This window comes from Micromonospora sp., from assembly GCF_048594385.1.
Taxonomy (GTDB): domain Bacteria; phylum Actinomycetota; class Actinomycetes; order Mycobacteriales; family Micromonosporaceae; genus Micromonospora; species Micromonospora wenchangensis.
Window position 1 is genome coordinate 1 of the sequence record NZ_JBMDWU010000232.1, and the last position, 11,532, is coordinate 11,532.

Below are 11,532 nucleotides of genomic sequence, written 5' to 3' on the forward strand. Positions count from 1 at the left end.
GGCCGCCCCCGGTGCGCGCCGGGGGGCCCCCCCCCGCGGCGTCCGGGTGGGGAACCCGCTCAGACCTCGACGACGGTCGGGACGATCATCGGGCGGCGGCGGTACGCGTCGTTGACCCAACGTCCCACGGTGCGGCGGACGATCTGCTGGAGCTGGTGCGGGTCGGTGATGCCGTCCGCGGCGGCCCGGTTCAGCGCCTCGGTCACCAGCGGGATCACCGGGTTGAACGCGGCCGGGTCCTCGGAGAAGCCCTTCGCCGACAGGGTCGGGCCGGCGACCACCTTGCCGGTGACCGAGTCGACGACCACGGTGGTGGCGATGAAACCGCCGTCACCGAGGATCCGCCGCTCGGTGAGCAGCGACTCGCTGACGTCGCCCACGGCCAGGCCGTCGACGTAGACGTAGCGGCTCTTCACGTGCCCGACCACACTGGCCCGGCCCTCGACCAGGTCGACGACGTCGCCGTCCTCGCAGATCACCACCCGGTCCGGGGCGACGCCGGACTCGATGCCCAGCCGGGCGTGCGCCCGCAGGTGCCGCCACTCGCCGTGCACCGGCATCAGGTTGCTCGGGCGCACCACGTTGAGCAGGTAGAGCAGTTCACCGGCCGGGGCGTGCCCGGAGACGTGCACCTTGGCGACGTCCTTGTGCACCACCACCGCGCCGGCCCGGGCCAGCCGGTTGATCACCCGGTAGACCGAGGTCTCGTTGCCGGGGACCAACGACGAGGCGAGCACGACCGTGTCGCCGGGGGCGATCGTGATGTGCCGGTGGTCGCCGCTGGCCATCCGGCCCAGGGCGCTCATCGGCTCGCCCTGCGAACCGGTGGACATCAGCACGATCTGGTCGGGCGGCAGCGTGGTGGCCTCCTCGATGCCGATCACCAGACCGGCCGGGATGTTGAGCAGGCCGAGGTCCCGGGCGATGCCCATGTTGCGGACCATCGAGCGGCCGATCAGCGCCACCTTGCGGCCGTGCTCCAACGCCGAGTCGAAGACCTGCTGCACCCGGTGCACGTGCGAGGCGAACGAGGCGACGATGATCCGCCCCTTCGCCTTCGCGAAGATCGAGTCGAGCACCGGCCCGATCTCCCGCTCCGGGGTGACGAAACCGGGGATCTCGGCGTTGGTGGAGTCCGACAGCAGCAGGTCGACGCCCTCCGCGCCGAGCCGGGCGAAGCCGGCCAGGTCGGTGATCCGGCCGTCCAGCGGGAGCTGGTCCATCTTGAAGTCACCGGTGTGCAGCACCAGGCCGGCCGGGGTACGCACGGCCACCGCCAGGGCGTCCGGGATCGAGTGGTTGACCGCGAAGAACTCGCACTCGAACGGACCCAGCCGCTCCCGGCCGCCCTCGCGGACGGTGAGCGTGTAGGGCTGGATGCGCCGCTCGGCCAGCTTCGCCTCGACCAGGGCGAGGGTGAACTGGGAGCCGACCAGGGGGATGTCCGGCTTGTGGGCGAGCAGGTACGGCACCGCGCCGATGTGGTCCTCGTGACCGTGGGTCAGCACGATCGCCTGAACGTCGGCCAGCCGGTCCAGGATCGGTCCGAAGTCGGGCAGGATCAGGTCCACGCCGGGCTGCTCGACGTCGGGGAAGAGCACCCCGCAGTCGACGATGAGCAGCTTGCCGTCGTACTCGAAGACGGTCATGTTCCGACCGATGGCACCGAGTCCGCCGAGTGGGATGATCCGCAGCCCGCCCTCGGGCAGCGGCGGGGGCAGTTCACCCTCGAATTGCGCCTCGGTCACGCGTCCACCTCATTCTGCGACGCCGTAACCCGGCGTCCGTCGTGTCGTTCGATCATTCGGGCAGGTCCAGGCCCGCCGCCGCGCAGTCCGCGCGCAGCAGGGCCAGTTCGTCGTCGGTGGCGTCCGCCAGCGGCGGACGCACCGGGCCGGCGGGCAGGCCCAGCACGTTCAGGCCCGCCTTCACCAGGATGGTGCCCGGGCTACGGAAGATCCCGGTGAACAGCGGCAGCAGCCGCCGGTGCAGGGCCAGCGCCGTGCCGGTGTCACCCGCGTCGTACGCCTCGATCATCTGCTTGGCGAGCGCGCCGGTGAAGTGGGTCGACGTGCCGACCAGCCCGACCCCGCCGACCGCCAGGGTGGGCAGGGTGAGCGAGTCCTCGCCGCTGTAGAAGGCGAGGTCGGTGCGGCTGGTCACCCAGCTGGTGGCGGTCAGGTCGCCCTTGGCGTCCTTGACCGCGACGATCCGCTCGTGCGCGGCGAGCCGCACCAGCGTCTCGGTCTCGATCGGCACCCCGGCGCGGTGCGGGATGTCGTACATCATGATCGGCAGGCCGGTGCCGTCGGCGACGGCGGTGAAGTGCGCCACCAGCCCCCGCTGCGGCGGCTTGCTGTAGTACGGGGTCACCACCAGCAGGCCGTGCGCGCCGGCCTTCTCGGCCGTGGCGGCCAGCTCGATGGTGTGCCGGGTGTCGTTGGTGCCGACGCCGGCCACGATCCGCGCCCGGTCACCTATCGCCTCGACCACCGCGCGGATCAGGGTCTCCTTCTCCGCGTCCGAGGTGGTCGGCGACTCGCCGGTGGTGCCGTTGAGCACCAGCGCGTCGTTGCCCTGCTCGTCGACGAGGTAGGTCGCCAGCCGGACCGCCCCGTCCAGATCGAGGGAGCCGTCGGCGGTGAACGGGGTCGCCATCGCGGTGAGAAGCCGCCCGAACGGGCGCGACACGCCCCGGTCGGGGGCGGCAGGGTGGTCGTGCGTCATGCTCACAACCTAGCGGACGAGCACCGGACAGCCGGTGGGGAAGGGCTCAGGACAGCTGTGCGTGCGGACTGGTCGCCACCTCGGTGCCATCGGGCAGCGTCGAGACGACGAAGTCGGCGAAGACGTTCGGGGCGACCCGCTGGAGCTGCCGCAGGCACTCCACGGCCAGCTCACGGATCTCCACGTCGGCGTGCTCGGTGGCCCGCATCCCGATGAAGTGCCGCCAGGCGCGGTAGTTGCCGGTGACCACGATCCGGGTCTCGGTGGCGTTGGGCAGCACCGCCCGCGCCGCCTGCCGGGCCTGCTTGCGGCGCAGCGTCGGGTTGGGCTCGTCGGCGAACCGCTGCTCCAACCCCTCCAGCAGCTCGGTGTACGCCCGCACGCTCGCCTCGGCCGCCTCGACGAACCGCTTGTGCAGCTCCGGGTCGTCGGCGATCACCGCCGGCTCGACCATCGCCGCGTCCCGCTCCGGCACGTAGCGCTGGGAGAGCTGGGAGTAGGAGAAGTGCCGGTGCCGGATCAGCTCGTGGGTGAACGAGCGGGACACCCCGGTGAAGTAGAACGTCACGCTGCCGTGCTCCAGCACCGACAGGTGCCCGACCTCCAGGATGTGCGCCAGGTAGCCGGCGTTGGTGGCGGTCGCCGGGTTCGGCTTCTTCCAGCTCTGGTAGCAGGCCCGGCCGGCGAACTCGGCGAGCGCCTGGCCGCCCTCGGCGTCGGTCGACCACGGCACGCCGTCGGGGGCCTGGAACTGGGTCCACGCGATCAACTGCACCTGGGGCTGCACCATCTCCGGCATTCCTGCGACTGTAGTGGCCCGGTGGGCTGCGGGGAAACTCGGGCCACCGCGCTGACCAGCGAGATCATGGACAGTTCCGGCCGGGGGCGGCGGCGGGTGGCCAACGTCTCCCACCCGGCCCGCCGTGCGCCCCGGTCGGTCAGACGTAGAGCGCGGTGAACGGTGCCCAGGGCAGGTTGCGCAGCACCGAGAAGGCCATCCAGACGGCGAGGAACCCGCCGATCACCGGGGAGCTGAGCCGCAGCTCGGGCAGCCGCCACCCGAACGCCTGCCGGCCCGCCCAGGCGACGAAGAGGTATGCCAGGAAGGGCACCGCGAAGACGAACACGGCGTGGTGGCGGGCGGCTGCCGGCAGGTCGGCGTGCAGGAGGTACCACAGCGCGCGGGTGCCCCCGCAGCCCGGACAGTCCAGCCCGGTGGTCAGCTTGAGCAGGCAGCTCGGCGCGGCGTCCGGGTCGCTGGTGGTCGGGTCACTGACCAGCGCGTACGCCATGCCGGCGGCGACGCAGCCGAGCGCGGCCAGCGGGGCGGCCCAGCGCGGCGACCGGGCGTGCAGGCGGAGCACGAACCGGGTGAGCCGGTCCGGCTCGGCCGGCTGCCACACCACCGGCGGCCCCGCCGACCACGACCCGGGCGGCAACCCGTCGACGCCCGCGCCCGCCACCGGGTGGGGGTACGGGTCGGTCGGCGGGCCAGCGGGGGGCGGGTCGCTCAGCGTGTGGGTGGTGCCGGCCGGTGCGGCACCGGTCGACGTCGGATCGGTGCCCTGCCCCGACCGGGAAGGACCGGTCGGCCCGTCAACGCTCGTCACGGCCTCACGGTACACCGGTGAGGCTGCGCAACGCGGCGGTCAGCGGGGCGGCCAGGTCACCGGCCGCCGGTGGGGCGACCGCGTCCAGGCCGAGCCAGCCGGCGAGCCGGTGCAGCTCGGCGGCGAGCGCGACGGCGGTCTCCCCCGGGTCGACGCCGGGTTCCTGCCAGGCCGCCGGCACCAGCAGCACCCCGGCCTTCCGGTCGGCCTTGAGGTCGACCCGGGCGGTGAACCGCTCCCCCTGCAGGAACGGCAGCACGTAGTAGCCGTGCACCCGCTGCGCGGCCGGCACGTAGATCTCGATCCGGTAGCCGAAGCCGAACAGCCGCTCGGTGCGGGCCCGTTCCCAGACCAGCGGGTCGAACGGGCTGACCAGGGTGTTGCCCCGCACCCACCGGGGCAGCCGGGCGTCGACGTGCCGCCAGGCCGGCTGTCGCCACCCCTGCACCGTCACCGGCACCAGCTCACCGGCCTCGACCAGCTCGGCGACGGCCTGCCGGGCACCGGCCAGCGGGAGCCGGAAGTAGTCCCGCAGCTCCGGCTCGGCGGCCACCCCCAGCGACCGGGCGGCCACCGCGACCAGGGTGTGGTACGCGTCGGCGTCGGTCGGCGTGGGCGCGTCGAGCGCGGCCGCCGGCAGCACCCGTTCGGGCAGGTCGTAGCGGCGGGCGAAGGAGGGCGTCCGGTCGGCGGCGGTGACCTCGCCGGCCCAGAACAGGAACTCCAGCGCCCGCTTCACCGCCGACCAGTTCCAGCCCCAGTTGCCCGTCTCCCGGGGCGCGTCGTGCTCGATCTCGGCGGCGGTCAGCGGCCCGGCGGCAGCCACCTCGTCGCGCACCCAGGCGACCAGTTCGGGCTGCTCGGCGGCGATCCGGCGCATCCCGCCCCAGGCGTCGTCGCGGGCCTTGGCCATCCGCCAGCGCAGCGCGGCGTGCAGCCCCACCGGCACCAGGGACGCCTCGTGCCCCCAGTATTCGAACAGCTCACGGGGGCGGCGGTAGGCCGCCGTGTCGAGCAGGCTGGTCGGGTAGGGCCCCAGCCGGCTGTAGAGCGGCAGGTAGTGCGCCCGTTGCAGCACGTTGACCGAATCCATCTGGATCAGCCCGACCCGGTCGAGCACCCGGCGCAGGTGCCGGCGGGTGGGCACCCCGGCGGGCGCGGGGTCGGCGAAACCCTGGGCGGCGAGCGTCATCCGCCGGGCCTGGGCGAGCGAGAGCGATTCCGGTGCGACCATCGCCGACGACCCTAGACCAGCGGTACGACACCGGAGCGGACACTGGACCCACCGCCCGTCGGGGCATAGAACGGACGCATGCTCACCATCCGCCGCGAGGAGCCCGACGACGCCGAAGCGATCGCCCGGGTGCACATCCACGGCTGGCAGGCCGGGTACGCCGGCATCATGCCCGCCGAGGTGCTGACCCGACTCAACCCGGTGGCCTGGGCGCAACGCCGGCGGGACGTGGGCACGGCCCACCCGGAGCACCCGTTCACCACCCTGCTCGCCGAGGTCGACGGGCTGCCGGCCGGATTCACCACCTTCGGGCCGTACCGCTACAACCAGGACCGGGACGACCTGGACCCGGCGTACGGCGAGGTGCTGGCGATCTACGTGGAGCCGGCGCGCTGGGGTGACGGCACCGCGCAGGCCCTGTTCGCCGCCGCCCGGGCCGGGCTGGCAGCGAACAGCTGGCGGGAGTACCGGGGGTGGGTGCTGGCCGACCCCGTCCGCGCCCGCCGGTTCTACGAGCGGGCCGGCCTGTCAGCCGACGGTGAGCGGTCCCGGTACCGGGTGCCGCTGGCCGGCGGCGGTCCCCCGGTCCACCTCGACGAACTGCGCTACACCGGCCGGCTCCCCGGCTGAGTCCGCCGGCCGCCGACCGGCCCCGGGGTCGACCGGTCCGGCCGGGTCGCCCGGCCGGCCGCCGACCGGGGCGGCCCAGGTGCGCATCGGCAGCAGCACCAGCAACGCGAGGCTGATCCAGACGTAGGTGTTGCTGCCCAGGAAACCGCCGACCCCGGTGAAGTCCTTCTCCCAGGCCCAGACGATCCGGCTGCACAGCAGCACGTAGGAGACCACCGCGAGGGCCAGCAGCGCGCGCCGCCGCAGGCTGCCGGCGGGCGCGGCGACCACGTTGTCGACCAGCAGGATCAGCGCCGGGATCAACCAGACCAGGTGGTGCACCCAGGTGACCGGGCTGACCAGGCACATCAGCGCGCCGGTCAGGGCCAGCCCGGTGGCCTCGTCGCCGAGCGCCACGGCGGCCCGGCAGCGCCACGCCCAGACGGCCAGGGTGACCAGCACCAGCGCCAGCCAGGCCAGGGTGCTCGGGTGTTCCGGGTCGAGCCGGGCCACCACGCCGCGCAGCGACTGGTTGGACACGAACGCCAACTCGCCCACCCGGTCGGTGTTCCACAGCGCCGACGTCCAGAACTCCCGGGCGGCGTCGGGGAAGAGGGCCGCGGCGAGCAGGGTGGCCGCGGCCGCGGCGGCGACGGCGGTGCCGGCGGCCCGGAACCGCCTGGTGATCAGCAGGTAGACGATGAAGACGCCCGGGGTCAGCTTGATCGCGGTGGCCAGCCCGATGCCGACCCCGGCCCACCGGTTGCCGGCCGGCAGCAGCCGCAGCAGGTCCACCGCGACCAGGAACAGCAGCAGCATGTTGACCTGGCCGAAGTTGACCGTCTCCCGCATCGGCTCGAACGCGGCGGCCAGGCAGAGCGCCACCGCCAGGACGAACCACCGGGTCCAGCCGGCCCGCCGGGCGACCGGGTCGAGCAGCCACCAGACCAGCACCGCGCTGACCAGCACCGTGGCGGCCACGCTGACGGTGATCGCGACCGGCCACGGCAGGTACGCCATCGGCAGCATCACCAGCGCGGCGAACGGCGGGTAGGTGAAGCCGTACTGGGTGCCGGGCTTGAGGTAGTCGTAGATCTCGCCGTGGTCGTGCACCCAGAAGGTCAGTGCGCCGTAGTAGACCTTCAGGTCGAAGAAGCCGTGCCGGACGGCCGCCACGGAGAGGAAGGCGGCCACCGCGACGGCGAGCACCACCACCGTGACGACCTGCCCGGCCGTCCGCCTGGCCCCCTGCGCCACCGTCGTCTCCCTCGCTGTGGCCTAGGCTTTCGTGCCATGGCTCTGGGGTTCGTCCGCCCGGCGCGTCCCGAGGACGCCGCCGAGATCGCCCGTGTGCAGCTCGCGACCTGGCGGGTCGCGTACCGTCGACTGCTGCCCCGGCACGTGCTCGACAACCTGGACGAGGCGTGGCTCGCCCGGCGGTGGAGCGCGGCGGTGCAGGAGCCGCCCTCGGCTGCGCACCGGGTGCTCGTCGCCGTGGAACAGGCCGAGCAATCCTATCTGGTGGGTTTCGCGGCTTCCGGGCCGGCGGACGCCGAAGCGCTCGCCCCGGGCGAGCCGGCCACGGCGCTGGGCGCCGGGGTGGTCGCGGTGACCGACCTGCTGGTCGAGCCGCGCTGGGGTCGGCGCGGGCACGGCAGCCGGCTGCTCGCCGCCGCCGTGGACGCCTGGCGCGGCGACGGGTTCACCCACGCGGTCGCCTGGACGTTCGACGGCGACGAGGCGACCCGTAAGTTCCTCACCAGCACCGGCTGGGAGCCGGACGGCGCGGCCCGCGCGCTGGACGTCGACGACATGCTCGTCCCCCAGGTACGGCTGCACGTCGCGGTCCCCACCGAACCGGACGACACGCCCTGAACCGGTCGGTTCTGTCGGTCCGCCCTGGTAGACCGGAGGCGGCGGTGCGCCACCGACGGTGAGGGAGACGGGCATGTTCCGGGAGACGAAGGCGTTCAGCGGGTTCTCGGCCGACGACACCGACCGGGCCCGGGAGTTCTACGCCGGCACCCTCGACCTGCGGGTGTCGCAGCTCGGCGGCCCCGGCGGACTGCTGATGCTGCACCTGGCCGGCGACCGGGACGTGGTGGTCTACCCCAAGGCCGACCACGTGCCGGCGACGTTCACGGTGCTCAACTTCCCGGTTGCCGACGTCGACCGGGCGGTCGACGAGCTGACCGCACGCGGGGTGCGGTTCGCGCGCTACCCGGGGCTGCCGCAGGACGACCGGGGGATCATGCGCGACAACGGGCCGACCATCGCCTGGTTCACCGACCCGGCCGGCAACATCCTGTCCGTCATCGAGCAGGAGTGACCCCGCGCCGGGTCAACGGCGCAGCTCGACGACCAGCTCGTCGTCCTCCACCGCCCCCGTCGGGGTGAAGCCCAGCGAGGTGTAGAGCCGGGCGGCGGCCGTGTTGTCCGGGTGGTACGACAACCGGACGGGGTGCGTCCCGTCCGGCCCGGCCAGCCCGGCGGCGTGGGTGCGAACAGCGCCCCGGCCCACCCCCCGGCCCGGCTCGGCGGCGTCGATCAGCATGCCGCCGATCCACCGCGACCCGTCGTCGTCCACGCCCCACATGACGTGGCCGGCCACGGTCTCGTCGGCGTGGACCGCCAGCGACGTCCAGACCTCGGAACGCGAGGTCAGCACCAGGTAGCGGGCCGCCAGCGCCGGCACCCACCCCCGCTGGTCGTCGCGGGGGGCCAGGTCGGCCACCGCCCGCCAGTTGTCGTCGTCCACCGGGCGCAGGGTGACCCGCCGCCCGGCCCGATCGGTATGTCCGGAATCCAGCACCGGGGCAGCCTAGGGGCGCACCCCGGCGCACCGCCAACGAATTCGCCGCCACCGCCGCACCCCGCGTCGGCGCGACACCGACCGGCCGCCCCGGCCGGGCGGGGCTAGTCGAGCAGGGCGTCCAGGCCGACGGTCAGCCCCGGCCGCTGCCGGACCGCCCGCACCGCCAGCAGCACCCCGGGCATGAACGACACCCGGTCGTACGAGTCGTGCCGGATGGTCAGCGTCTCACCGAGGGTGCCGAACAGCACCTCCTGGTGGGCGAGCAGGCCGGTGGCGCGGACCGCGTGCACGCGTACCCCGTCGATGTCGGCGCCCCGCGCGCCGGGCACCTCGTCCTTGGTCGCGTCGGGGGCGGGGCCGAGACCGGCCTCGGCGCGGGCCTGCGCGACCAGCCGGGCGGTGTGGGTGGCGGTGCCGCTCGGCGCGTCGAGCTTGCGCGGATGGTGCTGCTCGATGATCTCCACGGACTCGAAGTGCCGGGCCGCGCGGGCGGCGAACTGCATCATCAGCACCGCGCCGATGCCGAAGTTGGGGGCGATCACCACCCCGACGTCGGGCCGGTCGGCCAGCCAGCCGCGCACCTGCTCCAGCCGCTGCCCGGTGAAGCCGGTGGTGCCGACCACCGCGTGCACGCCCTGGTCGATGCACCAGCGCAGGTTGTCCATGACCACGTCCGGGGTGGTGAAGTCGACGACCACCTCGGCGGAGGCGGCGGCGGACAGCTCGTCACCCTGGTCGACGGCGGCCACCAGCGCCAGGTCGTCGGCCCCGTCGACCGCCCGGCACACCTCGGCACCCATCCGGCCCCGGGCACCCAGCACACCGACCCGCACCGCCCCGCCCGGGCCCTTCTCCTGCTCGTCAGTCACGCGGCACAACCTATCCCAATCGGGACGCGGACCACCGCCGGACCACCGCCGTCCCACCGGCCGGTCCCGGTACGGACCCCGGACCCGACCGCGCACGCCGACCACCGGGACACCGGCCGGACGGACCACCGCCGGGACGGCCCGCGTCGCCGGGAACGGGTCGGCGGGCGACGGGCTCAGCCGGCGAAGTCGTGCTCGCCGAACGGGCCGACCACCGCCAGCGACATCGGCCGGCCCAGCAGCTCGGCGGCGAGGGTGTTCACGTCGGCCACGGTCACCGCGTCGACCCGGGCCAGCAGCTCGTCCACCGGCATCAGGTCGCCGTAGAGCAGCTCACCCTTGGCCAGCCGGCTCATCCGGGACCCGGTGTCCTCCAGGCCCAGCACGAACGAGCCCTTGCTCATCCCCTTGCCCCGGGCCACCTCCGCCTCGGTGAGCCCGTCGGCGGCCACCCGGGCCAGCTCGGCGCGGGTCAACCGGAGCACCTCGTCCACCTTGCCCGGCGCGCAGCCGGCGTAGACGGCGAACAGGCCGCTGTCGGCGTACTGGCTGGCGTAGGAGTAGACCGAGTAGGCCAGGCCACGCCGTTCGCGGATCTCCTGGAACAGCCGGCTGGACATGCCGCCGCCGAGGACGTTGTTGAGCACCCCGAGGGCGAACCGCCGCTCGTCGACCCGGTCGATGCCGGGGCAGCCGAGGATGACGTGCGCCTGCTCGGTCTCCTTCGGCTCGACCAGGACGGCGGCCGGCTTCGTGCGTACCGCCGGGGTGTTGCGCCGGGGCGTGCCCGGTGCGGCCGGGTCGGTGTCCAGCGGGGTGCCGCGCAGCGCCTGGCGGACCAGCCGGACCACGGTGGCGTGGTCGAGGTTGCCGGCGGCGGCGATCACGATCTGCGGCGCGGTGTAGCGGCGGCGGTAGAAGCTCTGGATCTGCCTGCGGGTCATCGGGGTGACCGTCTCCTCGGTGCCGGAGATCAACCGGCCGAGGGGGTGGTCGCCGTAGACGGCGCGGGCGAACAGGTCGTGCACCTCGTCGCCGGGCTCGTCGTCGTGCATGGCGATCTCTTCGAGGATGACCCCGCGTTCGGTCTCCACGTCGGCCGGTTCCAGCAGCGAGTCGGCGACCGCGTCGCACATCACGTCGATGGCCAGCGGCAGGTCCTCGTCGAGCACCCGCGCGTAGTAGCAGGTGTATTCCTTGGTGGTGAAGGCGTTGGTCTCGCCGCCCACCGCCTCGATCTCGGCGGAGATCTCCAGCGCGGTGCGCTTGTGGGTGCCCTTGAACAGCAGGTGTTCCAGGAAGTGCGCGGCACCGGCCTGCGGGCCCGTCTCGTCCCGCGAGCCGACCGTGACCCAGATGCCGAACGAGACGCTGCGCATCGTCGGGATCGCCTCGGTGAGCACCCGCAGCCCGCTCGGCAGCACGGTCCGCCGCACGGTGCCGCCCAGCGGGTCGTCACTGATCGTGCGGGTGACCGCCCGGGACGCGGCCCCGGCGCGGCCGGGCTGCCCGGCGACGGCGTGCCGGACGGGCGACGCCGCCGGCCGCCGGCCCGGGGGAAACGACGAACGCTGGGCGCGGCTCACGCAGACCTGCTTCCCGTGCGACGAGGGGTGGAGGGAACACACCGGCCGGGTGTGCACGTCGGCGTCACCCGGCCCGGCCCTG

At 73.8% G+C, this 11,532-nt stretch carries 12 protein-coding genes; 3 read left to right on the forward strand and 9 right to left on the reverse strand.

Features of this window, described 5'->3' with window-relative positions; translation table 11 throughout:
- Window positions 1-59: 59 nt before the first annotated feature.
- The 5 genes from ACOJTC_RS12075 to ACOJTC_RS12095 form a co-directional block, all read right to left on the reverse strand.
- The gene (locus ACOJTC_RS12075; RefSeq protein WP_145918435.1) at window positions 60-1,748 is read right to left on the reverse strand and encodes a ribonuclease J; all 1,689 of its coding nucleotides are present in this window, start codon (window positions 1,746-1,748) and stop codon (window positions 60-62) included.
- 52 nt (window positions 1,749-1,800) lie between these two features.
- Complete coding sequence (dapA, locus tag ACOJTC_RS12080) at window positions 1,801-2,727, reverse strand: 4-hydroxy-tetrahydrodipicolinate synthase (RefSeq protein WP_204923900.1); 927 nt, start codon at window positions 2,725-2,727, stop codon at window positions 1,801-1,803.
- Window positions 2,728-2,773: 46 nt separating this feature from the next.
- Complete coding sequence (gene thyX / locus ACOJTC_RS12085; RefSeq protein WP_088645583.1) at window positions 2,774-3,517, reverse strand: FAD-dependent thymidylate synthase; 744 nt, start codon at window positions 3,515-3,517, stop codon at window positions 2,774-2,776.
- 148 nt (window positions 3,518-3,665) lie between these two features.
- Complete coding sequence (locus ACOJTC_RS12090) at window positions 3,666-4,337, reverse strand: DUF2752 domain-containing protein (RefSeq protein WP_420116914.1); 672 nt, start codon at window positions 4,335-4,337, stop codon at window positions 3,666-3,668.
- A gap of 4 nt (window positions 4,338-4,341) precedes the next feature.
- Window positions 4,342-5,571: a winged helix-turn-helix domain-containing protein gene (locus ACOJTC_RS12095; RefSeq protein ID WP_420116915.1), complete on the reverse strand. Its 1,230-nt coding sequence runs from the start codon at window positions 5,569-5,571 to the stop codon at window positions 4,342-4,344.
- A gap of 78 nt (window positions 5,572-5,649) precedes the next feature.
- Here ACOJTC_RS12095 and ACOJTC_RS12100 point away from each other — a divergent pair, with 78 nt between their 5' ends.
- Window positions 5,650-6,201, forward strand: a complete 552-nt coding sequence (locus ACOJTC_RS12100; RefSeq protein ID WP_420116916.1) for a GNAT family N-acetyltransferase — start codon at window positions 5,650-5,652, stop codon at window positions 6,199-6,201.
- Here the strand turns inward: ACOJTC_RS12100 and ACOJTC_RS12105 are convergent.
- The gene (locus ACOJTC_RS12105) at window positions 6,100-7,437 is read right to left on the reverse strand and encodes a glycosyltransferase 87 family protein (RefSeq protein WP_420116917.1); all 1,338 of its coding nucleotides are present in this window, start codon (window positions 7,435-7,437) and stop codon (window positions 6,100-6,102) included. The two genes, ACOJTC_RS12100 and ACOJTC_RS12105, sit on opposite strands and share 102 nt — an antisense overlap.
- A 36-nt stretch (window positions 7,438-7,473) precedes the next feature.
- On the opposite strand from ACOJTC_RS12105, the gene ACOJTC_RS12110 reads away from it, so the two are divergent.
- Window positions 7,474-8,055 (forward strand): GNAT family N-acetyltransferase, encoded by a 582-nt coding sequence (locus tag ACOJTC_RS12110; protein WP_357928402.1) that lies wholly within the window; start codon window positions 7,474-7,476, stop codon window positions 8,053-8,055.
- Window positions 8,056-8,128: 73 nt separating this feature from the next.
- Window positions 8,129-8,509, forward strand: coding sequence for a VOC family protein (locus ACOJTC_RS12115; RefSeq protein WP_145918428.1), 381 nt, complete (start codon window positions 8,129-8,131; stop codon window positions 8,507-8,509).
- A gap of 12 nt (window positions 8,510-8,521) precedes the next feature.
- Here the strand turns inward: ACOJTC_RS12115 and ACOJTC_RS12120 are convergent, their stop codons facing one another.
- The 3 genes from ACOJTC_RS12120 to ACOJTC_RS12130 all read right to left on the reverse strand — a co-directional run bounded on the left by ACOJTC_RS12120 (window position 8,522) and on the right by ACOJTC_RS12130 (window position 11,327).
- The gene (locus ACOJTC_RS12120; protein ID WP_420116918.1) at window positions 8,522-8,992 is read right to left on the reverse strand and encodes a GNAT family N-acetyltransferase; all 471 of its coding nucleotides are present in this window, start codon (window positions 8,990-8,992) and stop codon (window positions 8,522-8,524) included.
- 104 nt (window positions 8,993-9,096) lie between these two features.
- Window positions 9,097-9,864 (reverse strand): 4-hydroxy-tetrahydrodipicolinate reductase, encoded by a 768-nt coding sequence (gene dapB / locus ACOJTC_RS12125; protein ID WP_420116919.1) that lies wholly within the window; start codon window positions 9,862-9,864, stop codon window positions 9,097-9,099.
- A gap of 176 nt (window positions 9,865-10,040) precedes the next feature.
- Window positions 10,041-11,327: a M16 family metallopeptidase gene (locus ACOJTC_RS12130; protein ID WP_204924151.1), complete on the reverse strand. Its 1,287-nt coding sequence runs from the start codon at window positions 11,325-11,327 to the stop codon at window positions 10,041-10,043.
- Window positions 11,328-11,532 lie beyond the last annotated feature (205 nt).

Bases quoted from the DNA above. Each gene is read 5' to 3' on its own strand.
- dapA (WP_204923900.1), bottom strand. From the start codon at position 2,727: ATGACGCACGACCACCCTGCCGCCCCCGACCGGGGCGTGTCGCGCCCG.
- thyX (WP_088645583.1), bottom strand. From the start codon at position 3,517: ATGGTGCAGCCCCAGGTGCAGTTGATCGCGTGGACCCAGTTCCAGGCC.
- ACOJTC_RS12095 (WP_420116915.1), bottom strand. From the start codon at position 5,571: ATGGTCGCACCGGAATCGCTCTCGCTCGCCCAGGCCCGGCGGATGACG.
- ACOJTC_RS12100 (WP_420116916.1), top strand. From the start codon at position 5,650: ATGCTCACCATCCGCCGCGAGGAGCCCGACGACGCCGAAGCGATCGCC.
- ACOJTC_RS12110 (WP_357928402.1), top strand. From the start codon at position 7,474: ATGGCTCTGGGGTTCGTCCGCCCGGCGCGTCCCGAGGACGCCGCCGAG.
- ACOJTC_RS12115 (WP_145918428.1), top strand. From the start codon at position 8,129: ATGTTCCGGGAGACGAAGGCGTTCAGCGGGTTCTCGGCCGACGACACC.